This window comes from Brevundimonas sp. C43 (genome assembly GCF_030732185.1).
Taxonomy (GTDB): Bacteria; Pseudomonadota; Alphaproteobacteria; order Caulobacterales; family Caulobacteraceae; genus Brevundimonas; species Brevundimonas diminuta_C.
Map to the genome: position 1 here is coordinate 2,507,057 of NZ_CP132231.1, position 22,177 is coordinate 2,529,233.

18 protein-coding genes are annotated in these 22,177 nt (G+C 62.0%); 8 read left to right on the top strand and 10 right to left on the bottom strand.

Annotated elements, in window-relative coordinates; all coding sequences use genetic code 11:
- The first annotated feature begins 9 nt into the window (after positions 1–9).
- Both Q9R14_RS12670 and Q9R14_RS12675 read left to right on the top strand, forming a co-directional pair.
- The gene (locus Q9R14_RS12670; RefSeq protein WP_306002609.1) at positions 10–1,293 is read left to right on the top strand and encodes a glycosyltransferase family 1 protein; all 1,284 of its coding nucleotides are present in this window, start codon (positions 10–12) and stop codon (positions 1,291–1,293) included.
- Entirely contained in the window at positions 1,290–2,129 is an 840-nt protein-coding gene (locus Q9R14_RS12675; protein WP_306002610.1) for a hypothetical protein, read from the top strand. Before Q9R14_RS12670 ends, Q9R14_RS12675 begins: the two co-directional genes overlap by 4 nt.
- On the opposite strand, the gene Q9R14_RS12680 is transcribed toward Q9R14_RS12675, so the two are convergent.
- The 8 genes from Q9R14_RS12680 to Q9R14_RS12715 are packed head-to-tail and all read right to left on the bottom strand — an operon-like array spanning position 2,105 to position 11,192.
- Entirely contained in the window at positions 2,105–2,815 is a 711-nt protein-coding gene (locus tag Q9R14_RS12680) for an ABC transporter ATP-binding protein (RefSeq protein ID WP_306002611.1), read from the bottom strand. The genes Q9R14_RS12675 and Q9R14_RS12680 overlap by 25 nt on opposite strands.
- Positions 2,812–3,981 carry a Wzz/FepE/Etk N-terminal domain-containing protein gene (locus tag Q9R14_RS12685; protein WP_306002612.1) on the bottom strand — a complete coding sequence of 390 codons (1,170 nt, stop codon included), beginning with the start codon at positions 3,979–3,981 and terminating at the stop codon, positions 2,812–2,814. Before Q9R14_RS12685 ends, Q9R14_RS12680 begins: the two co-directional genes overlap by 4 nt.
- A gap of 28 nt (positions 3,982–4,009) precedes the next feature.
- Positions 4,010–4,792: an ABC transporter permease gene (locus tag Q9R14_RS12690; protein WP_306002613.1), complete on the bottom strand. Its 783-nt coding sequence runs from the start codon at positions 4,790–4,792 to the stop codon at positions 4,010–4,012.
- Positions 4,789–6,441 (bottom strand): tetratricopeptide repeat protein, encoded by a 1,653-nt coding sequence (locus tag Q9R14_RS12695; RefSeq protein WP_306002614.1) that lies wholly within the window; start codon positions 6,439–6,441, stop codon positions 4,789–4,791. Before Q9R14_RS12695 ends, Q9R14_RS12690 begins: the two co-directional genes overlap by 4 nt.
- 27 nt (positions 6,442–6,468) lie before the next feature.
- The gene (locus Q9R14_RS12700; RefSeq protein ID WP_306002615.1) at positions 6,469–7,374 is read right to left on the bottom strand and encodes an FkbM family methyltransferase; all 906 of its coding nucleotides are present in this window, start codon (positions 7,372–7,374) and stop codon (positions 6,469–6,471) included.
- Positions 7,371–8,678: a glycosyltransferase gene (locus Q9R14_RS12705; protein WP_306002616.1), complete on the bottom strand. Its 1,308-nt coding sequence runs from the start codon at positions 8,676–8,678 to the stop codon at positions 7,371–7,373. Before Q9R14_RS12705 ends, Q9R14_RS12700 begins: the two co-directional genes overlap by 4 nt.
- Positions 8,675–10,051, bottom strand: coding sequence for a hypothetical protein (locus tag Q9R14_RS12710; protein WP_306002617.1), 1,377 nt, complete (start codon positions 10,049–10,051; stop codon positions 8,675–8,677). The genes Q9R14_RS12705 and Q9R14_RS12710 overlap by 4 nt, the downstream gene beginning before the upstream one ends.
- On the bottom strand, positions 10,002–11,192 hold the full coding sequence (locus Q9R14_RS12715; protein WP_306002618.1) for a hypothetical protein: 1,191 nt from the start codon (positions 11,190–11,192) through the stop codon (positions 10,002–10,004). The genes Q9R14_RS12710 and Q9R14_RS12715 overlap by 50 nt, the downstream gene beginning before the upstream one ends.
- A 142-nt stretch (positions 11,193–11,334) precedes the next feature.
- On the opposite strand from Q9R14_RS12715, the gene gmd reads away from it, so the two are divergent.
- The 3 genes from gmd to Q9R14_RS12730 are packed head-to-tail and all read left to right on the top strand — an operon-like array spanning position 11,335 to position 14,063.
- Complete coding sequence (gene gmd / locus Q9R14_RS12720) at positions 11,335–12,315, top strand: GDP-mannose 4,6-dehydratase (protein WP_371929723.1); 981 nt, start codon at positions 11,335–11,337, stop codon at positions 12,313–12,315.
- A gap of 22 nt (positions 12,316–12,337) precedes the next feature.
- Positions 12,338–12,952, top strand: coding sequence for an acetyltransferase (locus tag Q9R14_RS12725; RefSeq protein WP_306004151.1), 615 nt, complete (start codon positions 12,338–12,340; stop codon positions 12,950–12,952).
- Positions 12,953–12,956: 4 nt separating this feature from the next.
- The gene (locus Q9R14_RS12730; RefSeq protein ID WP_306002620.1) at positions 12,957–14,063 is read left to right on the top strand and encodes a DegT/DnrJ/EryC1/StrS family aminotransferase; all 1,107 of its coding nucleotides are present in this window, start codon (positions 12,957–12,959) and stop codon (positions 14,061–14,063) included.
- Here the strand turns inward: Q9R14_RS12730 and putA are convergent.
- The gene (gene putA / locus Q9R14_RS12735) at positions 14,060–17,191 is read right to left on the bottom strand and encodes a bifunctional proline dehydrogenase/L-glutamate gamma-semialdehyde dehydrogenase PutA (RefSeq protein WP_306002621.1); all 3,132 of its coding nucleotides are present in this window, start codon (positions 17,189–17,191) and stop codon (positions 14,060–14,062) included. The genes Q9R14_RS12730 and putA overlap by 4 nt on opposite strands.
- Before the next feature lie 109 nt (positions 17,192–17,300).
- Between putA and Q9R14_RS12740 the strand changes: the two genes are divergently transcribed.
- The gene (locus Q9R14_RS12740) at positions 17,301–17,762 is read left to right on the top strand and encodes an Lrp/AsnC ligand binding domain-containing protein (protein ID WP_039243792.1); all 462 of its coding nucleotides are present in this window, start codon (positions 17,301–17,303) and stop codon (positions 17,760–17,762) included.
- An 80-nt stretch (positions 17,763–17,842) separates the two neighbouring features.
- Positions 17,843–20,062, top strand: coding sequence for an AGE family epimerase/isomerase (locus tag Q9R14_RS12745; RefSeq protein WP_306002622.1), 2,220 nt, complete (start codon positions 17,843–17,845; stop codon positions 20,060–20,062).
- Positions 20,063–20,066: 4 nt separating this feature from the next.
- Here Q9R14_RS12745 and Q9R14_RS12750 read toward each other — a convergent pair whose 3' ends face one another.
- On the bottom strand, positions 20,067–20,903 hold the full coding sequence (locus Q9R14_RS12750) for an FkbM family methyltransferase (protein ID WP_306002623.1): 837 nt from the start codon (positions 20,901–20,903) through the stop codon (positions 20,067–20,069).
- Positions 20,904–21,079: 176 nt separating this feature from the next.
- Here Q9R14_RS12750 and Q9R14_RS12755 point away from each other — a divergent pair, with 176 nt between their 5' ends.
- Positions 21,080–22,165 (top strand): glycosyltransferase family 1 protein, encoded by a 1,086-nt coding sequence (locus Q9R14_RS12755; protein WP_306002624.1) that lies wholly within the window; start codon positions 21,080–21,082, stop codon positions 22,163–22,165.
- Positions 22,166–22,177 lie beyond the last annotated feature (12 nt).

The following is a 22,177-nucleotide window of genomic DNA, read 5'->3' on the forward strand; positions in this document are numbered from 1 at the left end:
AGAGATTGCATGGCTCGGGCCTGTATCGACGGTTGGAACCTTTCGTTAGCGAAAGGCTCGGGCATCGCCACTTATGGACGAAATCTGGCTGAGGCCCTCGCGGGCCTTGGCACAGATGTCGAACTCCTGCATGGGCCGACGGCTCCGTCCACCGCCAGCCCGCTGCTCAACGAAATCACGCTGACGGATGCACGCCGTTCGAGCCGAAAAGCCAGCGCCGCCAGGGCTGTTTCGACAATCCTGTCGCGCTTCGGCCGCTCCGCTCGCCTGGTTGAACAGAGCGGTATGATTGTCAGCCGCGACGATGCCTTGCCCATTAGTAGACATTGGGCGGCGCATGACCTCTTCGCCACCGCTAACCGCGCACACAATGTCTATGGAACTTTCACCCCCCTGATCTTCCAGAAGTCCTTAGACGGTTACGGTTCGCCTGACATCATGCATTGGACGACGCCATTGCCGATCCATGCCCTTCGGGCTGCCAATGTGTACACGGTTCACGATCTGATACCGCTGAAGTTGCCGCACACGACCTTGGACGACAAAAGGCGGTATCATGAGTTGATGACGTCGGTTGTGCGCAGGGCCGATCTGTTGCTGGCCGTGTCGGAGACAACTCGTCAAGATCTGATCGCCATGCTCGGCGCTGACGAGCGCAAGGTGATCACCACCTACCAGGCCGTTGCTACGCCGAGGGGTGAACAGAAATCGACAGACGATCTCGCGAATGAATTGGCGACGCTTCATGGCTTGGAACTCAAAGGGTATTTCTTATTCTTTGGCGCCATCGAGCCCAAGAAGAACGTATCGCGTCTGATCCAGGCCTATCTGGATAGTCGCGTGTCCACGCCCCTCGTCGTCGTGGCGGGACGTGACTGGCTAGCGCAAGAAGATCTCGCCCTGCTCAATCACGCTTCGGAAAGCACCAGCGGCGTGAGACGCATCGAGTACCTGCCCGTCGCCCTTCTGCAGAATCTGATCCGTGGCGCGAAGGCGACGCTGTTTCCCTCTCTGTACGAGGGATTTGGCCTGCCGATCCTGGAATCGATGATGGCTGGAACCGCCGTCATCACATCAAACGTCTCTGCTGCGGCAGAAATCGCAGGCGACGCAGCGGTGACTGTTGACCCCCGCAGCATCGAGGCGATCCGCTCCGCCATCATTGCGCTGGATAGCGACCAGGACAAACGCCTCGCCCTAGAGGCTGCAGGACGACGACGCGCAGACGCCTTCTCTGTAGACGCCTATAAAGACCGGTTGAAACTGGCCTACCGCACGCTTGGAATTTCATGACGGCTATCGAAACTCGGCTTGAGCCGGCGTCCTCCGTCGGCATCCTTGTCACGCCAGGCGCCGACAGCGACGCTTGGCTCTCGAAAGCGCGCGCCTTTCAGCAACAGTCAGCCGATCCGATCGTTCAGATCAGCATGTCTGTCGATGAGGCTTTGATGATGGGCGTCGACGACTGGCTTGTGGTGCTCACCGAAGCGCCGAATACCCGGCCTGAGTTTCGCGCAGATCAGGCACGCGACCTGTCGAGGCTATTCTCTCAGTGCGCCGAGAGAGGCGGCAACTGCAAGGTGTTCGGAGAGGGCGCCGATGTTGCGTCCGTCAGGATTGCAGAAGCCGCTCTCATTCGCGACAGTCAGGCGCCGATCGGCCCGACACATGGCCCGCTTCAGTCCCTGGCCGTGTTTCGGGCAGACGCGCCGGCGACGCCGATCGACGTCGCGCTGCTCAGGATGAACGATCGACGCTTGGTCCCTGGCGCGCCCCTTGCGACCTTCGACCTGACGGGAAGACCGGAGGTCCTGGTCTGGGGCCCTCACATTACCCTGCCTCCTGGCAAATGGCGTTTGTCCATCGGCTTCGAGGTCGACCGAGCCGCTTCGGCTCAGAGCCTTGCATTCGAGTGGGGCGATCTGGATGGGCATGAACGCCACGAAGTATCGCTAGGCCGTGCGGGTCGATACGACATTGTCCTGGACAGGGATTGGGACGTCGCGAAGATCGCTGAGTTGCGCGTGTCCGCAGCACATGCTGTGTTTGCTGGCTGTCTGCGAGTGATTTCCGTCTTGATTGGCCGAGCGCCGACCGAACAGCCTCAGGCAGCTCTCAACCAGCTGTAGACATCTATGGCCTCAGCGACGTCATCGAAGAACTTCACCTGCCCGCTTTCGATTATGAGGGCGCTGGAACAGACGCCGGCGACGGAGTTCATATCGTGGGACGCCATTATGAAAGACCTGTCCGCGCGGCGCGTGAATAGCTCATCCGCGCATTTCGCGGCGAAACGCGCGTCTCCAACCGCAATGAGTTCGTCGATTAGATAACAGTCGAAGTCGATCGCGAGGGACAGTCCGAAAGCCAGACGCGCGCGCATACCCGACGAATAGTGTTTCACCGGTTGCTTCAAAGCCAAGCCTAACTCGGCAAAGTTCTCGACCCGTTCGAGCACCGCCTCGTATTCACTGGCGTAAACACGCGAAAGGAATCGGATGTTGTCCAACCCGCTGAGGCTGCCCTGAAAACCGCCACCAAACCCGATGGGCCAAGACGGCCGAACCTTCCAGGTCAACTCGCCTTCGGACATAGGCAACACCCCGCCTAGGATCTTGATGAAGGTCGATTTGCCTTGGCCGTTGCGACCCAAGATCGCCAAGCGGTCGCCCTGCACAAGAGAAAAGTCCAGGTTGCGGAACAGCCAGCGCTCTCCAGCGCCGTGACTAGCGGGAAAAGCCTTTCCTAATCCGCGCACGTCAAGCGCCGTCGGCAGAGGCGCTGAGGTCGCGTCTTCGAGCGGAACGGATGTCATCCCTGATTGTGTTCTCTGAGACCGGCGACGACAAGGTAAGCCGTGCCGTAAAGGATCAGAAGACTGGCGAACACGGTCAATATAGCAAGCAGTCGCTTGGGCTGCGACGCATCGGTTGGCAGATTGGGGCGTACGACACGTTCCAGATAAAGACGCTGGCTACGGGCCTCCGACTCCGAGCGATCCAGCATCGCCCTGGCGGAACCCAGCGCCTTGTCCGCATATTCCCGATCCAATGCGAGGGCTTCGTATGTTTCGAGCTTGGGCGCCAACGAATCAGCCGCCCCCGCCATCTTGGCCTGCTCGGCAGCGATCTGGCGCTCAAAGGCGGCGATCCGGCTGTCGAGCGCGGCAAGTTGTGGACTTTGCGGCGCTTCAGAAGACAGTTGGGACCGTTCCGCGCGAAGGTTTGCCACCGTCCCACGCAGATTGCCGATCAACTCCATATTTTCAACCGCCGCCTTGGCCGGATCCAGCAGGCCTTCTCGGTTTCTGAAAGTCGTCAGACGCACTTGCGCGGCCGTCAGTCGGGCTTCCGCCTCGGCGACGTCACGACGGGCGTCCCGCACAGCGCCTTCATCGGCGCGAGTGTTGAGCTGATTGACAAGGCGCTCACCACCATCGAGCAGCGCGTCGGCCAAAGCCTGGGAGTCTTGCGGTCGGAAAGCTCTGACGCGAAGGGTGCTCAAGCCGGTGGACGAGTCGTATCCCACAGTCACGAACCGCTTCAGACCGTCGTGAAGACTGTCGAACGACTGGCCATCCCAAGGGCGTGGGTACCGCGATAGGGCATCCACGCCAGGACGTGCCAGGATGGCGCGTACATCCAGCTTGCCACGAAGATCCTCCAGCGCGTTGCGAGAGCGTATATACTCATGAACCGCATAGGCGTCCGTCTGGTTGGACGAAAGCCCGACACCTTGCAGGGCGACGCCCAGGCTCGATGGCTGCTCTTGCGACTTGGATCGCACGACGAAGCGAGCTTCCGAGGTGTACTGCGGAGACGCGATCAACAAATAGTAGATTGCGACCAGAACTGTGGGAGCGACCACCACGATGAGAAACGACAAGGGAACTTTTCTCAACAGTCGCTGCCAAGCGGGAGTCGTGTCGGCCTTTTCGGCGTAGTCGCCGACGCCACGGTAGGTCAAAATTGGCTTGTTCATTTCGAGTTCCAGAAACGGTTGCGCCGCTTCATTCCATTTCCAGATGATGCTTGGCGCGCGCCAAAAGCACCAGACCGATAAAGTTCAGGGCGACGGCCCAGGCGAAGGCGTACCCGGCGTCGTAATAGGTCGGGGTGAACTCGCCGAACATGCCGGCGCGGACCATCTCCACCGTGTGCGGGATCGGCACCTTTAATAGGATGTCTCGATAATGTTGGGGCAGCCAGGCCATCATGGTGAAAACGCCGGAAAGCGGAATCATCGCATACTGAAGCACTGGCGAAACGCGTTCGAACAACTCGTAACGCAGCGCCAAGCCGGCGAAGACGAAACTGATCCCGCACCCCATGAAGGCGAGCAGAAACCATCCAGAGTAAAAGAGCAGCAGGTCATGAGGCAAATCCACCTGGCGGATCGCCAGCATCGCCAGATAGACGACGAAGAACGCCATCGTATTGCCGGCGATCTCAAGGCCACACCGCGAAAGATAGAGGTGCATCACTTTGACCGGGCGATGATAGAGCAGGCCGCCGTTCGCCTGCAGCGCATTCATGTTCGCACCGACCAAATGCCGAAGCAGAAGCAGGCACATGTAACCGGTCATGATAAATGGGGCGATCCGCACGCCATGCTCGTAAGCCGGCTTGATCAGCGACCACATGATGATGACGCCGAAGCAGAACAGCAACGGCTCGCCAATCAACCACAACAGCCCCAATCCCTGACGGCCATAACGCGTGACCGTCTCACGCATCATCAGGGCGCCGATGATGCGGATGTGCGACCCAAACGAATTGTCAGTCGCGATCAAGACGCATCTCGCAACTCGAACAAGGCGTCAGGATTCTCGGGCCAGTAACGCAGCGCACGGCGATAATGAACATGGGCGCCTTCGATGTTCCCGGCGAGCTTGGCCGCATGGCCGAGATGCAGATAGGCGTCGCTGTTCAGTGGTTCCTGATCGATCGCTCTTTGGTACATATGCGCAGCTTCGTCGACCTTGCCCTGTTCTTTCAGCGCATGACCGATCTGGATCATCAAGCGCGCATCCCAAGGCCGGTCCTGAAGCAGGCCGCGATACTGCCCCTCCGCAGAGCGCCAGTGTCTAGCGGAGAACGCCTTTTGGGCAGACCGCAACCTCCTGCCATAAAGCCAGCGCTGCAGCTTCGTACCAGCCTTTTGCGATTTGGGGCGCACTGGGCCTGGCTCAGGCAAGGCGAAGCCCAGATCGCCGAGACCGTCCTTGGCCGCGCCGAAGTCGGGGTCCATCGCCAAGGCCCCGCGGAAGATGTCCGCAGCCAGATCGCGTTCGCCGGTATTTTTCAGCAGATGTCCGAGATGCAGGCATGTGTCCACGTCAGATGGCGAAAGGGCGAGGGACCGAAAATAGGCGACCTTCGCTTCTTCGAACTGACCGTTTTCTTTTAGCATGTGTCCGTATTGCTTCCATGCGGACGCTTTTCGGGGCTTCACGGCGAGGTAGGCGGCGTAAGCGTCACGCGCGCCTTGCCAGTCACGTGCGGACTTCGCCCGACGAGCTTCCGCCAACAGTGCAGCGCCGTCCGTCAAGCTTGCTGGTACGCTGGGGATGGCGACCGGGGCCGATGTTTCGCTTTCAGACCCAGAGGTCTCGGCGAACTTCGGCGCTTGGGCGCCGAGCGCCGGCGGTTCTGGCTTCGCTTCGGGCGAAGCGCTCCGTAGCGCCCGTCGATGGCGCGTCGCCGCTGCCTGCAACTCGATCTCAAGCGCGTCGCGCTCAGCACTCAGAGCCTGAATGCGAGTGATGTCCTCAAGACGCCTTCGCTGGATCGCGCTCGTTTTTCTCTGCTCGTTTTGGAGCGCATCGCGAACTTTGCCGAGTTCAGCCATTTCGGCTGCGACAGCATCCAGCGCTTCAATCAAGCCAGAGAACGTCTTTTCCTGACGTTCGCCCAAGGTTTCGACAGCTTTGCTCAGCGCCTCGGTGTCCTGCGCGCTCTTGTTGGCAAGACGCACAAGAGCTTCTCGGGACATGTCAGCATTGTCAGCGATAGCGGCGCTCAAGGTTTCTAGGCGCTCATGTGTCTTCGCGTGAATCGCATCAAAGTTGTTGTATAAGGTCTTAACTTGCTCATCCGCTTTCGTCTGACCAGCGTCGACCGTCGCAGACAGGGATTCGAGACGCTCAAGAGATGCGAGTTGTCTGGCTTCAGCCTGCCCACCAAACGTGTCCAAACGCTCCTGCATCGTGGCGTGCGCCGCATCCACGCTTTCCGACAAGGCTGTTAGACGGTGCTGAGAGGAGGTATGGCGCGTCTCCGCGTCAGCCATCATGTTTTCAAGTGCGCGCAGACGGGTGTCGAGGAGCGCTAGCCGATCGTCCATCTGGCCCAAGGCTATGGACAACCCGGCCTGAGAACCCGCCACGCGACGCATCGTATCCACAGGGGTTGCGCCAGCGGCGGATTTTGTGTCGACCATATTTATCCCGCAAACCTGACGACGCTATTACGCTTCACCGCGCACCTTGGAAAGCTCTGCTTTTGCAGAACTTCCAGGCTTAGCGAGAAGAATGTTCGCCGTTTCCATTCCCAGCAATGAGACGACATCGCAGTCTGACAACTCACCTGTGTTGTCGTCGATCAAGGCAACTTCCGACAGGCCGTGACGCGAGAAATCGCCGAACCAATCCTGCGGCGAGACACCCGTCCGCGCCAAATGACTTGCGGCGAATTCTGCAACGACCAGCAAGTCCGGAGAGTCTCGACAGACACGAGACATGCCCTTTGCGACCTCATTTTCCCAGCCTTCGGCATCGATCTTGATCAGGGAAACGACCTGCCCTGGAGTCACGATGTCATCCAAAGCGAGAACGCAGACCTCGATCTCACCAAACTGAGTTCCGTCCTGCACCGCCAAACTGCCGAGCATGCTATTAGAGCCAAGGAAATAGCTGGAACGCCCCGCTTGAGCGCCGCACGCCACGACATGAAGACTGATGCGGTCACCAAACCCGTTCGAAACGAGGGTTCGACGCGCAGCCTCGGCCGAGCGCGGATTCGGTTCAACGAGAACGACATGACCTTCAGCGCCGACATGGCGGGCCAACTCCACCCCAATCAAGCCGATGTGCGCTCCGACATCGACGACCAGGTCGCCCGCCTTCACTGCCCGCTGTAAAAGCGTTTGAACGCCGGGTTCATGACCGCTGACCCCATCGGCCAAATGCAGAATAGAGCGGAACTCTTCTGCCCCCGCGACGGCCCAACCATTCGAGCGACGGATTGCGACAAAGTCGTCATCCAACGGAACGACTTGCCTCTGAAGGCCAGCCAGGACCATATCCTGCAACTGGGCGATGCGGCTTTCAATCAAAAAAAGCCGTGCGTCCAAAGCAGAACCGTCCGTCGTCATGTCGCAACCTTCCCTGAAATTGCCGCCTCGGAATAGGCCGCCGCCACCTGGCTCCATCCGTAGGTGGCGATACGGTTGAGACAAGCTTTCTGAAGGGTAAGCACCGAGTCGCGATCATGAAGCGTCGCTAGGATCAGACTCCGCAGCTTGCGACTGTCATTCGGATCAAAAACGAACCGGGCCAACTCAGGCTCGTCAGCGACGAGTTCACGCAAGTGCGGCCCATCAGCCATGAGACAGGGCGTTTCCACGCTCACAGCCTCGTAAAACGGGAACGGCCCTAGCCCGCCTTCAAAGATGGACGGGTGCACCGCGACCGCCGCGCAATGATAAAAGGCGGCGTGAACGTCTCGAGGCAGGTCAGTCATGGACGCGACGTCGCCCGCCATCTGATCGTGTTCGAGCTGATTGGGCAGAGGCGTCCAAGTCGCGCCGAAATGCAACGGAGCGGTCATGAACAGCTTCAAGCCGAGCCGGTCTTCTCGCACGAGCGCCCGAACGGCTTCCGCGACGAGCCGGATGTTTTTGGTCACACGATCCTGCGTCGAGACAGCGACATAGTCGACTTCCTCGAAAGGAAAGTCCGCCAGCTGGGACCAGCCACGCTCGCGCGCATGCGACCTCAAAAGGTCGGCGGCCACGGAGCGGCTGGCCTGCGTCGCGCCATGCTTGGCGTAGGGCGCCAAGTGAGAAAGATTGGGCGGCGCGTGCGGCACGACGTGGATCTTGTCTCTCGGCACCCCGAACAACCGCCCGGCCTGATCGTCCGCAACGTGGTTCGAGAAGGTGACGACCCGATCAGAGCCATCCAGCAAGGACTGGACCTGCTGGCGCCACCTGAGGTGATACCCGTTGGGGCCCCAGGCGCCTGCATCAGGGACAGGGAAGGCGACCGGTATCCCGTCGGGGAAGATGGTGGCGACCGGAGCATCCAGCAGCAGAGCGTGACGGAAATATGGGAAAAGCACCATCCATCCGTCGACCCTGACGGAGGCATTGGCGAACCGGGCCTGGCCCTCGAAATCGTCAGCGGCAAGCTTCATTTCTGGCGGAGGAGAATGCAGCACATAGTCCACACCCTCCACGGCTTGCAGCGCGGTCAAATCTTCACGCGCCTCGGCGCGGACGCCATCGGGTAGGACGATGTGAAAGATGTAGGTCTTTCCCTTGGCCACCCCCTCGATCATGAAACCGAGAAGCCGGGTCATACCCTCATTGGCCCAACGTGCGCCGACCGGCCACTCCGTCCAAACGCCGACCGGAATGCGCGAGACGCTCTTGGCCGATTTCAACGTGGCGCTCATGCGGCGCCGGGCCCATCAAAGCCGGCGGCCGCGTCCGCATAGGCTTGGGCGACGGCGGCCCAACCGCGTTTACGTCGACGTTCATACGCCGGCCGCTGAAGGTCCACCGCCGCCTCGGGGTCCTTCAAGACATCGAGAACAAGCGTACGCATCGCGGAAAGGTCGTAAGGATCAAAGGTCAGCGGCTCCAGCTCGGGGGCCGTCTCCATCAACTCTCTGACGTGCGGCCCCACCCCCATGATGCATGGAGTGCCGACACTGACGGCCTCATAGAAGGTCAGGGTGCCGACGATACCTTCATAGAAGGTCGGATGTATGGTGAGAGCAGCGCAATGGAAGAGCGCCGCATGGACGTCGCGCGGCACGTCAGGCATCGAGACGATGTCGTGCTGCATCTGGTGACCCGCGACCAAGCCGGGGAAAAGAGTCCAGTTGGCGCCGTGATGCAGGGGCGCCGTTGTGAACAGCTTCAGATTTTTGCGCTCATCACGCACCAGGCGTCGCACGACCTCGGCCGCTCGACCGACATTCTTCGTGACGCGATCCTGAGTCGCCACCATGACGAAGGGCGTTTCCTCGAACGGGAAGGCGCGCAGATAGTCTAACCCCTTGGTAGCGGCGTAGTCGCGAAGAATATTGGCCGCCAGACGCAACGTCTCAGGCGTCTTCTTGCGATCCTTGATGAACGGCAAAATGGGCGCCAAATCCGGAGGTGCGTGCGGCACGACCCGGATAAGGCTTTCATCCAAACCCAAAAGTTTCACGCCGTGACGACGCGCTACGTGTTTCGAGTGAGCGATGACGGCCTGACCGTCCGAAAGCGTTTCGCGGGCGATCTGCTTCCATTGAACCCACTCGCCTTGCGGGCCCCAATAGTGGTTGTAGTCCCAGCCGATCGGGAAGTCGTAGGGAATCGCATCCGGGAGCAGCACAGCCTTGCGGCCATTCAGAAGACGCGACCCCGTGAAATGGGGGAAGGTGTTGATCCAGCCCGCAACATCGATCTGGCTATTGGCATAGGCCGCCATGGACGCGGCGATGGCGGACTTGCCGGAGATCGGCCCGTTCTGCTTGATCCACTCAGCCTCAAAAGCGGCAGTGGGTTCATCGACGATCCAGTCTACGCCCTCCTTCGCAATCAGTGTGCGCAAGTCGTCTCGCACCGTTTCAGCCATGCCTCGCGGCACAAGCACGCGAAACGTGTAATCGCCCGTTTCCGCCCCGCCCTCGATCAGGAAACCGACGATTCGAGAAATGCCTTCATTGGCCCAGCGCGCGCCAGGAGGCAGCTCGCTCCAGACGCCGATTTCAGTCCGATTGCCTTCACTCACCGGAACGCCTCCAGAGACGTTCGACGACAGACGACCAGTCATCAGCTTCGTCTTTCGGCGACGAGGACGAGCGTGGAGCCGAGTGTTCGCTCGACAGCGCCAGCTTTAGGGCGTCAGCGATCAGGCCCGCTTCCGAATGATCGTAGAAGAACGCCTTCACCCCCAACGCTTCAACAAGCCGTTCTGCCTGCGGATAGCGCAGCCCGACAAAAGGAACGCCGACCTGCGCCGCCCGCAAGACGCCTTCCGGTTCTCCATCCGCCAAGGCGCTGGACCAGACGATTTTCGCTCGCGACAAGACGCGAACCAACTCCCGCTCGTCTGACACCGTCTCGCACGCGATCGACTCGGCGGCGCGACGGGCGCGTGCCGGCGTCGCAGACAAGGTCAGTTGCCCATCTTCGGGATCGAAACCATAGGCCTGTTCGCCGCAGACCGTAATTTGGGCGTCTTCGCCTTCCGACCTCAAGATCCGAATGGCTTCCAAAGCGACCGCTGGGTCGTGGCCAGCGTAGGGCTCAGCCATCCACAATAGATCAATCGGAGCACCGGATGAGTGCTTGGACGAATCACGGAAGTCTAGCTTCAACTGAGGAGACAGGACGATGCGGTCTCGGCGCACCCCCGCATAGCCTGAGATGTCGTCGTTCGTCGCCGCTTGCGAAGAGAATACGCAATCGGCCTGACGCCAGAGACGGAAGGCGTGGTCTTGCCGCCGCCAGAAAATATGATCGAGTCCTGAAGCAAACGCTGTCGGCACATAGCGCTGCGCCAGATCGCGGACATAATAGGCAACGGGTTTCAGGGGAGCGACGGCGCCTTGAGCTGCGTCAGCGCAGATGATCCACGCGTCGCAATCAACAAAGTTCCAGCCCCAGTCCCTGGGAAGCGCAACGTCGGGGATATCATCAAGACTGGCCTTCAGATCCGGGAACATCCGTTCAGCCATTGCGGGTTCGACCCGCTCCCAACCGAGATGGCGGACGACGATACCGTCATCGCCCGTCAGCATTTCGGCTTCTTTCCTGCGCCAATCAGCCTCGGATTCGCGCGGCAATCCGATAGCGACTGTGATCTCGCTGCCGTCAGGCGCGCCGGTTTGGCGCAGAGATCGAGCCAACTCCTTTGCGCGCCAACGCCACCCCAGATCAGGACGCTCGGGAAGAAGTATCGCGATTTTCAAGGGTTGAACCTCGTACAAATGGGACCACCCGAATACGGTCCCCTCTGCAGCAAAGCAACGCCAATTGCCGATCTGGTCTCGCCCGCGCTTGGCGTAGGCGTCGCCAGCAGCTAGTAAGACCCCGCTTTCATGGAGGGCTTGCGTGCCAAGAGCGTTTATCACCGGGATCACGGGTCAGGATGGGGCCTATTTGGCTGAGTTCCTCCTGGACAAGGGCTATCAAGTCTGGGGTCTGGCGCGACGCTCCAGTTCGGGCGGCCTGCATCTGGACCGTCTGGAATGGCTTGGCGTTCTCGACCGGATCAATCTGGTGGAAGGCGACTTGGGCGACCTGTCCAGCCTGATGCGCATCATCGCCGATGTCGATCCTGACGAGGTCTACAACCTGGCGGCCCAGTCCTTCGTCGCCACGTCCTGGCAGCAGCCGCACCTGACCGCCAACGTCACCGGCGTCGGTGTGCTGAACGTGCTGGAAGCCCTGCGTCTGCTCAAGAGCGAAGCCCGTTTCTATCAGGCCTCCTCGTCGGAAATGTTCGGGCTGATCCAGCACGAGAAGCAGAGCGAGACCACGCCCTTCTACCCGCGTTCGCCCTATGCCGTCGCCAAGCTCTACGGCCACTGGATCACAGTGAACTATCGCGAGAGCTTCGGGATGCACGCCAGCTCGGGCATTCTGTTCAACCATGAATCTCCGCTGCGCGGGCAGGAGTTCGTCACCCGCAAGGTCACCGACGGCGTCGCCCGGATCAAACTGGGTCTGGCCAAGGAACTGCGTCTCGGCAACATCGAGGCCAAGCGCGACTGGGGTCATGCGCGCGACTACGTCCGCGCCATGTGGATGATGCTGCAGCAGGAGACCGCCGACGACTACGTCGTTGCAACCGGCCAGACCTGGACCGTCAAACATATGGTGGACATCGCCTTCAAGCACGCTGGCCTGTCCGTCGAAGACCACCTGGTCATCGATCAGGCGCTGTTCCGCCCGGCCGAGGTCGACATTCTTCTGGGCGATCCCGCCAAGGCGGAGCGGCAACTTGGCTGGACGCCGACGATCACTTTGGAAGAGATGATCTGCGAAATGGTCGACGCCGACGTCGCGCGGCTGACCCAGAAGCACCGATAAGGGGCCTCTTATTTCCCGATTGGTGGTCATCGGCGCGGGCGGACACGCCAAGATCGTGGTCGAACTGGCGAGGTCCTGCGGGTTCGAGGTCGTGGGTTGCTTGGACGCCGACGACACGCCTCGGTTCGTTGTCGGCGCGCCTGTGATCGGTAGGGACGACATGGCGTCGTCCCTGCTGTCGAACGGCGTGCGTTTCGCCGCCCTAGGCATCGGGAACAATCGCGTGCGGGAACGTATCGGGGTCGAGTTGGAAGCCCTGGGTTTCAGCCTGCCCGCCTTGATCAGTCCGAACGCCGTAGTGTCGCCGTCCGCCGAGGTCGAGCGCGGCGCCATTGTCATGCCGGGCGCCGTCCTGAACGCCGAATGCCGCATCGGGCCGTTCGGCATCGTCAATACCAGCGCGTCCGTTGATCACGACTGCCGCCTTGGCATTGCGGTCCATATCGCGCCCGGCAGCCGTTTGGCCGGCTCCGTCATCGTCGGCGACCGCGCCATGATCGGCGTGGGCTCGGCCGTCGCACCGGGCGTTTCGATCGGAGCCGACGCCGTCCTAGGCGCCGGCGCCACCGCTATTCACGATATTCCATCTAATACTGTCGCCGTCGGGACCCCCGCCCGCGCAAGAGCAACAAGGTAATCTCATGGACCGCATCGCCGTCGCCGTTCCTCGCCTGTCGGACCGCGAGAAGGCCTACGTCAACGAGGCGCTGGACAGCACCTGGATCTCGTCGCGAGGCCCCTTCATCGAGCGTTTCGAGGCCCAAGTCGCCGAAATGGCCGGGACGAAACACGCAATCGCCTGCAACAACGGCACGACGTCGCTGCATCTGGCGATGGTTGGGCTGGGTCTGGAGGCAGGCGACGAGGTCATCATGCCATCGCTGACCTATATCGCCACCGCCAACTGCGTCCATTACTGCAACGCCACGCCCGTCTTCGTCGACAACGATCCCCGCACCTTCAACATCGATGCCGCCCGGATCGAAGAAGCCATTACGCCCCGGACCAAGGGCATCGTCGTGGTCCACCTTTACGGTCATTCGGCAGACATGGGGCCGATCATGGAGATCGCCGACCGCCACGGCCTGTGGGTGATCGAGGATGCGGCGGAGGCGCACGGCGCCCGCTATCGCGGCCGTCCCGTCGGCGGGATCGGCCAATGCGGCAGCTTCAGCTTCTTCGGCAACAAGATCATCACTACCGGAGAGGGTGGTGCGGTCACCACTAACGATGACGCGCTGGCCGCACGGATGCGCCTGTTGCGCAGCCAGGGCATGAGCGCTGAGCGCCGCTACTGGCACCCGATGGTCGGCTTCAACTATCGCATGACCAACCTGACGGCCGCCATCGGGGTGGCGCAGATGGAGCGGATCGAAGACGCCCTTAAACGCCGCGCCGAGATTGCTGCCGCCTATAATGACGCACTGAGCGGACTGACCGACCTGATCGATCTACCGTTCACGGCGGACGACTGCGTGCATTCCTTCTGGATGTACACGATCCAGCTGAAGCCGAACGGCAAGGTCTCGCGCGACGAAGTGATGGCCCGACTGGATGCGGAAGGGATCGAAACCCGTCCGGTCTTCTATCCGGTAAACGACATGCCGCCCTATTACGATGCGGACGTGGACGCCCCGAACGCGCGCCTCTGCGCCGCCCAGGGCATCAACCTGCCCACCCACGAACTGCTGTCGTCCGACGACATCCTCCGTGTCGCTGAGGCGCTGAAGCGCGCGCTGAACGCCTAAAGGTTCAGCAGCGCCGGGTCACCACCCTGTGCCGCGATATTGACGCTGATCGCCTTCTCGGCCGCATAACGAATCAAGCTGTTGGGGCCGCCGGCCTTCGGGCCGGTGCCTGACAGGCCCTCGCCGCCGAAGGGTTGGACGCCGACGACCGCGCCTGTGATCGAGCGGTTGACGTAGACGTTGCCGGCGGGGACCAGGTCGACGACTTCGGCAGCGAACGCTTCGATGCGGCTGTGGACGCCCAGGGTCAATCCGTAGCCGCGCGCGGCGAGCTTGCCGGCGACCGACTTCAGGTCGGACGGGGCGTAGCGGTAGATGTGCAGGATGGGGCCGAAGACCTCACGCTCCAGGAAGTCGGGCGTGGGGATTTCGGCGATGGTAGGGGCGAACAGGTCGCCCTTTTCGGCGCCCATCGGCAGGGCGGCGCGGGCGATGATCTTCGCCTCTTTTGACAGACGCTCGACGTGGGCTTCGAGGGCCCGGCGGGATTCGGGGTCGATAACGGGGCCGATGTCGGTCTTGGGATCGGCGGGGTCGGCGACGGTCTGGACCGCCAGAGCGCCCTTCAGGCCCTCGATCAGGGCGTCGGCCGAATCCTTGGGCACATAGAGGACGCGTAGGGCCGAGCAGCGCTGGCCGGCCGAGCCGAAGGCCGACTGGATCACGTCGTCGATGACCTGTTCCTTCAACGCCGTGGTGTCGATGAACATGCCGTTCAGGCCACCGGTCTCGGCGATGAAGGGGATAATGGCGCCGGGCCGGGCGGCGATGGCGCGGTTAATGGCGGCGGCTGTGTCGGTGCCGCCGGTGAAGGCGACGCCGTCGATGCCCGGATGGGTGACCAGCGTTGCGCCGACCGTCTCGCCGCGCCCGGGGACCAGGGCCAGCAGGTCGGGGTTCAGACCGGCTTTGTGATACAGGCGTACGGCCTCGGCGGCGATCAGCGGCGTCTGTTCGGCGGGCTTGGCCAGCACGGCGTTGCCGGCGGCGAGGGCCGCGGCGATCTGGCCGGTGAAGATGGCCAGGGGGAAGTTCCACGGCGAGATGCAGGCGAAGACGCCGCGTCCGTGCAGGAACAGCTGGTTGGTCTCGCCGGTCGGGCCCTTCAGCGTTTCCGGGGCGGTGAAGTCGCGCTCGGCCAGCAGGGCGTAATAGCGGCAGAAGTCGGCGGCCTCGCGCACCTCGGCCACGCCGTCGTTCAGGGTCTTGCCCGCCTCGCGGCTGAGCAGGGCGACCAGCCGGTCCAGATCGGCCTCCAGCGCATCGGCCATGGCGCGCAGGACGATGGCGCGCTTGGCGCCGCCCTGGCGGTCCCATTTGACCTGAGCCTCAGCGGCGGCCTGGACCGCGGCGTCGATGTCGGACGTCTCGGCTTCCGAGACATGGCCCAGCACCTGTGATCGGTCGAAGGGATTGGTCACGTCCTGGGCGTCGATGCCGGCCCGCAGCTTGCCGCCGATGATGGGACCGCTGGTCAACTTCTCGCGGTCGACCAGTTCCAGCGCCTTGGCGTGGGCTTCACGGTCGGCGGCCTGGGAGTAGTCGCGGCCGAGGGAGTTCTGACGATCGCCGTACATGTCTTTCGGAACCGGAATCTTGGGGTGACGGTCAGGCGACTGCTCGACCAGGGAAATGGGATCGGCCGCGACAGCCGAGGCGGGCACGCGCTCATCCAGCAGGGCGTGGACGAAGGAGGAATTGGCGCCGTTTTCCAGCAGGCGCCGCACGAGATAGGGCAGAAGTTCCTCATGCCCGCCGACGGGGGCGTATGCGCGGACGATGACGGTCTCATCGGCCCAGGCTTCATGAGCAGCGTCGTAAAGGGCCTCGCCCATGCCGTGCAGGCGCTGGTGCTCGACTACAACGCCGTGATCACGCGCCATGCGGCGGACGGCGGCCAAGGTGTGGGCGTTGTGGCTGGCGAACTGGCTGTAAATCGCCGGCGCGGCCTCGATCATGGCCTTGGCGCAGACGAGGTAGTTCAGGTCGGTCGCCGCCTTGGTCGTATAAACCGGATAGTCGGTGCGGCCGAAGACCTGGGCGCGCTTGATCTCGGTGTCCCAATAGGCGCCCTTGACCAGGCGCACCATCAGCCGGCGGCCCGAGCGACGCGCCAGGTCTGCGACCCGTTCGATCGTCTCCAGGCCGCGCTTCTGATAGGCCTGAACCGCCAGACCCAAGCCGGTCCAGCCGCCCAGGCTGGGTTCGTGCGCCAGCCGGTCCAGCAGTTTCAGCGACAGGGCCAGACGGTCGGCTTCCTCGGCGTCCATCGTATAGTTGATGTCGTATTTCGCCGCGATCTGGGCCAGGCGCAGGATGCGGGGATACAGGGTCGCCCAGACGTCATCCTCGTGCGTCGCCTCATAGCGGGGCGACAGGGCCGACAGTTTCACCGAAACGCCGTGGCCGTGCTCCGGTCCCTGACCCTTGGATGTCTGGCCCACCGCCTCGATGGCGTCGGCGTAGATATTCTCATAGCGGTCGGCGTCGGCCATGGTCCGGGCGCCCTCGCCCAGCATGTCGAAGCTGCACAGCCAGCCTTCCTTGTTCGACCGCTTCAGCGCCGCCTGGATGGTGCGGCCGACCACGAACTGCTCGCCCATGATCTTGACGGCGGTGGCCACCGCCTGGCGGATGACCGGCTCGCCCAGTCGGCCGGCGATCCGCTTGAGGAAGCCGGGCAGATCGGTGCGCGCCTCGTCGTCCACATCGACCAGCTTGCCGGTCAGCATCAGACCCCAGGTCGAGGCGTTGACGAACAGGCTGTCGGACTGGCCCAGGTGCGAAGCCCAGTCGGCGGAACCGATCTTCTCGGCGATCAGCCGATCGCGCGTCTCCTCGTCCGGCACGCGCAGCAGGGCCTCGGCCAGACACATCAGGGCCAGGCCCTCGCGAGTGCCCAGGCTGAATTGCTGAAGGAAGCTTTCGACCACCCCCTGCTTCTTCTGGCTGCGCCGGGCGTGTTCGACCAGGGCGGTGGCCTCCGCGACGACATCCGCGCGTTCGTTCGCATCCAGAGGCATGCGCGCCAGATTGGCGGCGACGGCCTCACGCTCGTCGCGGAACTTGTGCGTATCCAGACCGTCCCAGGCGGCCAGGCTCGAAGGCATGAAGGCGGGCGTGGTCATCGGCGACAAATCCTGTGGATTTCAGCCGTATATGCCGGAGTTCATTGAAGGTGCTTCGTATGATACATGGCTGGACCGAAGTTCATTCGGTGCGAGGCCGTGATTTCCGATGATCGATATCGACGCCGTTGATCGCCGCATCCTGCGGGTGCTTCAGACCGACGCCCGCATCTCCAACGCCGAACTGGCGCGGCGCTGCAATTTGTCGCCCGCCGCCTGTTTCGAACGAGTCAAACGGCTGCGCGAAAAGAAGATCATCACCGGCTACGCCGCCATGATCGACCCGGCTCAGGTTGGCCGGGACCTGCTGATCTTTGTCGAGGTCCTGCTGGACCGCACCACCGGCGACGTCTTCGAAGCCTTCGCCGCCGCCGTTCGTAGTCAGCCGGAGGTGCTTGAGTGCCACATGGTCGCCGGCGGCTTCGACTACCTGATCAAGGCCCGCGTCGGCGACATGGACGCCTACCGCGCCTTCCTCGGCGACGTGCTGGTGCGGATGCCGGGCGTCCGCGAAACCCGAACCTATGCGGTGCTGGAAGAGGTGAAATCGACGACGGTGCTGCCGCTTTAGGCGGACATTGCATTCGAACGGGTGACGCGTGAGAAGGGCTCGTCTAGTAGATACGTCCCGACAACTGCTGCGTTTTTCAGATGCCCCCCATCTATCCGGTAATCATGTGCGGCGGTTCAGGCACTCGGCTTTGGCCCGCTTCTCGCCCGTCGCGACCCAAACAGTTCATCCCGCTGGCCGGAAACCGGTCTCTGTTTCAGGAAACAGTAGCGCGGGTCGCTGGACTTGCCGAGGGTGGCGGGCAGCTTGTGGTGGTCGCCGGTGTCTCACACAGGTCGGCGATCCTGCAACAGCTCGAAGAAGTCGGTATCGACGCCGTCGTGCTGCTGGAGCCGGAAGGTCGGGACTCATCGGCCGCAATGGCTGCCGCAGCGCTGTGGACCTCCGAGCGCAGCCCGACGGCCGTCAATCTCTTCGTCGCATCCGATCATCATATTCCCGACGCCGAGGCGTTTCGAACCTCGGTCGGTGAAGCCGTCGCTGCGGCGTCCGCCGGACGAATCGTCACACTTGGAGTCGTTCCCACGGCGCCCTCGTCCGCCTATGGATATATCGCGCCCTCCAACTCTGGCTTGTCCGAGGTGTCGGCCTTTGTCGAGAAGCCGGATGCAGCCACGGCTGAGCGCTACATTTCAGAAGGCTATCTCTGGAACAGCGGCAACTTCATCGTGCGCGCCGACGTGCTGGCGGCAGAGATCGGGCAGCGCGCCCCTGCCGTAGCGGAAGCTGTGCGGTCGGCCGTGGACCATGCCGTGATGGACGGCCCCTGCCTCACTTTGGGATCGGCCTTTTTGTCCGCACCCAAGATTTCCATCGACTATGCCGTGATGGAAAACACGACGCGCGCATCTGTGCTTCCCGTTCGCTTTGAATGGTCGGATCTCGGCGCGTGGGACTCCGTGCACGCATCAGGGGAAGGCGATGTGGGCCTGCACGTGCTCGAAGACTCTGAAAATTGCCTGATCCGCGCCTGTGATGGCGTGATGGTGGCGGCCATAGGTCTTCGGGACATCGGCATTGTTGTGGAACATGACGCGGTTCTGGTGACGGACTTGAGGAGGAGTCAGGACGTCAAGGCGGTTGTCGAAAGATTGCGCAAGCTCTCGCCGCAGCATCTCGATTTTCCATCGCCTGAACCCCAGGAGACGCTTGAGGCTGGAGCCGCGCGGCTGACCAATTGGTTGAGACAGGCTGCTCTGCCCATGTGGTCCAGTTTGGGACAGGGCGATGACGGCGGCTTTGAAGAGGTGCTGGCGCTCGACGGTCGCAGGGTCGCCACATCACGCCGCGCTCGTGTTCAGGCTCGTCAATTGCAGGTCTACGCAGATGCCGGACGACAGGGTTGGGAAGGCCCCTGGCGATCTGTGACGGCAAAAGGCGTGGATCGCTTGACTGCGGTGTTCCTTCGACCTGACGGCCGCATGCGGACCTTGCTGGCCGCCGACGGCGGCCCATTGGACGAAACGGCGATGATTTACGATCAGGCCTTCCTGATCTTCGCTCTCGCGGTGATCGCCGACGCCAAGGGCGACGCGGCGCTTGAACAACAGGCCGCGGCAGTCCGCGACATTCTGCTGGAGAGCGCTGATGCCGAAGGCGGATTGAAGGAGGCGGGCGACCATCCCTATCAGTCCAACGCCCACATGCATCTCCTCGAAGCCGCCCTTGCCTGGGAAGAAGCGGGTGGAGGTCCGAACTGGTCGAGCCTATCCGACCAGATCGTTCGTCTTGCTCGCACCCATTTTATTGACAAAGACACAGGATGCCTGCGCGAATTCTTTAAGTCCGACTGGTCGCCCGCTGAAGGCAAGGACGGCGCCTTGGTCGAGCCCGGCCATCAGTTCGAATGGGCATGGCTTCTCGCCAGATATGGTCGCAAGCGCCAAGATGCCGAGGCCTTGGCCGATGCTTGGCGTTTGTATGAGGCCGGACTAAGGGGGATCGACACCAAACGCGGTGTCGCCATCGACGCGATGAACATCGATGGCGCCGTGCGTAGCGCGCGCTCGCGTCTTTGGCCCCAGACGGAGTGGTTGAAGGCGTCGCTGATTTTGGCGTCGCTTGCCGATGATGGAAAACGCAAAGTCTGCCTCGAGCAGGCTGCTGCGGCGCTACGGGCTCTGTGGCTTTATCTGACGCCGCAAGGTCTATGGCGTGACAAGCTGCTCGAACAGGGCTCTTTCATCGATGAACCTGCTCCGGCCAGCTCATTCTACCACATCATGGCCGCATACAGTCAAATGAGACAGACCCTGAACGAACTGCGCCTGGTGCAAGCCTCAGAAGTCGATCTGGCCTGATCCGTCACCGAGGCTCGAGCGGATGCCGTCTTGCGACGACCAGATCGCAAGACGGCAGGTTCGTCAGGGCGTCATTGTCGACAAGAACCAACTCGCTTTGCGTGGTTATGCGCCAGAATTTGAACCCGCAGCCGACAAGCTGGTCGACCAGTATTTGCGGGTCTTGGCGTGATCGCATCTGAATGACATCCCACTCGATGCACAAGACGATATCCGGCTGCTGGAGTAAGGTCTTCGCGCCTGCGAGTATGAGGGGCTCGGACCCTTCCGCATCAATGCGCAGCAACCGGATATTGGACAGACCAAGGCTGTCTAGGCGCACCGACTCGACCTCGAGCACCTGGGTGTCGTCGCCCAATGCATCATCCAACACATAGACGTGCCCGCCACCGCCGTATTGGCGCGAAACAGAGAATTTGATCCATCCTTCTGTGTCGCTTACCGCCTGCCGCACGATCCGCACCCATGGCGAATAGCCGTTGAAGCGGACGGAGCGTGTGGCCAAAGCGGCCAATCTAGGGTTGGCTTCGAACGTAAGCACCGAACCTTGCGGCCCGACTTTCTGCGCCATCAACAAGGTGTAGAATCCGACATGACCGCCGACCTCGACCACCTTGTCGCCGGGCTGCAAGAGATCAAGCACGACCTTGGCGATCCAGGCCTCCCACGTTCCCTGCGCGATCAGATGCGGACAGACGCTCTCTTCGAGCGGATCCACGTAGACAAAGGGCCCGGCCATCAACTGCGTCAGAGCGAGACCTTCGCCGAGATAGAAATACGGTCGTTGGGGCTCGATCGTCGGTCGCAGAAATCTGGAAACCGATGTTGGCCATTTCGGCATTTTGGCTATCCAATAAGACGCGGCTCTGAGCCGTAAGATCGCCGAACCCCCGAAGGCGCCCTTTCAGGCCGCTTATCCTATCGAACTTCCCCAAACAACCGCAGCCGTCTCGCCTTCGTCATTCGAACCGTCTAGAAGTTCGCCCCTTATCAACGGCTCAGGGTCCGCCCGCCTCAATGCGCATCGTTCTGGCCACCGACGCCTGGGAGCCGCAGGTCAATGGCGTCGTCCGCACCCTGACCCGCACGGTCGCGGAATGCCGCGGCATGGGCCACGAGGTCGAGGTCATCGAGCCCAGTCTGTTCAAGACCATCCCGTGTCCCACATATCCGGAGATCCGGCTGGCGCTGGGAGCGGAAGAAGAAATCCGCGAGATGCTGCGGGCCTTCGAACCCGAGGCCGTCCATATCGCCACGGAGGGTCCGATCGGCATCGCCACACGACGCATTTGCGTGGAATGGAAGCTGCCGTTCACAACCAGCTATCACACCAAATTCCCCGAATACGTCTCGGCCCGTTTCCCGATCCCGGTTCAGGTCGGCTACGCCTATATGAAGTGGTTCCACAAGCCGTCAGGACGCCTGATGGTGGCGACACCGACCCTGCGCGACGAGCTGGTCGAGCATGGGTTCAAGAATGTCTCCCCTTGGTCGCGGGGCGTGGACACGGATGTGTTCAATCCCGACCTGGAGCGCATCTACGAAGAATTTGGCGGCAAGGACTGGCCGCGGCCCTTCTTTTTGAACGTCGGTCGTGTTGCGGTCGAGAAGAATATCGAGGCCTTCCTGCAGCTCGACCTGCCCGGCACAAAGATCGTCGTGGGCGATGGCCCGGCCCGCGCCGAGCTCGAAGAGAAATATCCGGATGCCAAGTTCCTCGGCGCCAAGTTTGGCGACGATCTGGCCCGCTGTTTCCGCGATGCCGACGTCTTCGTGTTCCCAAGCTGGACCGACACTTTCGGTCTGGTGATTCTGGAAGCCATGGCCGCCGGTACGCCGGTCGCGGCCTATCCGGCTCACGGCCCGATCGACATCATCCCCGGCTCGAACGCCGGCGCGATTGACAAAGACCTCAGGTCCGCCTGCCTGGAATGTCTCGACCTGGATCGCAAAGCCGTCCGAACCTATGCGGAGAAGTTCAGCTGGCGTGCTTCGGCTGAGCAGTTTGTCGAAAACCTGCAACCCTATCCCGAACCAGAGCGCGGCCGCTTCTGGCGTCGCCTTCGGCGCATCGCCCGCATCCGCAAACGCGCCGCAGCCTGACCTAAACCATGG

Coding starts and splice junctions, on each gene's coding strand:
- putA (WP_306002621.1), bottom strand. CDS start 17,191: ATGACCACGCCCGCCTTCATGCCTTCGAGCCTGGCCGCCTGGGACGGT.
- Q9R14_RS12670 (WP_306002609.1), top strand. CDS start 10: ATGGCTCGGGCCTGTATCGACGGTTGGAACCTTTCGTTAGCGAAAGGC.
- Q9R14_RS12675 (WP_306002610.1), top strand. CDS start 1,290: ATGACGGCTATCGAAACTCGGCTTGAGCCGGCGTCCTCCGTCGGCATC.
- Q9R14_RS12685 (WP_306002612.1), bottom strand. CDS start 3,981: ATGAACAAGCCAATTTTGACCTACCGTGGCGTCGGCGACTACGCCGAA.
- Q9R14_RS12695 (WP_306002614.1), bottom strand. CDS start 6,441: ATGGTCGACACAAAATCCGCCGCTGGCGCAACCCCTGTGGATACGATG.
- Q9R14_RS12730 (WP_306002620.1), top strand. CDS start 12,957: ATGGACCGCATCGCCGTCGCCGTTCCTCGCCTGTCGGACCGCGAGAAG.
- Q9R14_RS12710 (WP_306002617.1), bottom strand. CDS start 10,051: ATGACTGGTCGTCTGTCGTCGAACGTCTCTGGAGGCGTTCCGGTGAGT.
- Q9R14_RS12740 (WP_039243792.1), top strand. CDS start 17,301: ATGATCGATATCGACGCCGTTGATCGCCGCATCCTGCGGGTGCTTCAG.
- Q9R14_RS12755 (WP_306002624.1), top strand. CDS start 21,080: ATGCGCATCGTTCTGGCCACCGACGCCTGGGAGCCGCAGGTCAATGGC.
- Q9R14_RS12680 (WP_306002611.1), bottom strand. CDS start 2,815: ATGACATCCGTTCCGCTCGAAGACGCGACCTCAGCGCCTCTGCCGACG.
- Q9R14_RS12700 (WP_306002615.1), bottom strand. CDS start 7,374: ATGACGACGGACGGTTCTGCTTTGGACGCACGGCTTTTTTTGATTGAA.
- Q9R14_RS12705 (WP_306002616.1), bottom strand. CDS start 8,678: ATGAGCGCCACGTTGAAATCGGCCAAGAGCGTCTCGCGCATTCCGGTC.
- Q9R14_RS12745 (WP_306002622.1), top strand. CDS start 17,843: ATGCCCCCCATCTATCCGGTAATCATGTGCGGCGGTTCAGGCACTCGG.
- Q9R14_RS12750 (WP_306002623.1), bottom strand. CDS start 20,903: ATGCCGAAATGGCCAACATCGGTTTCCAGATTTCTGCGACCGACGATC.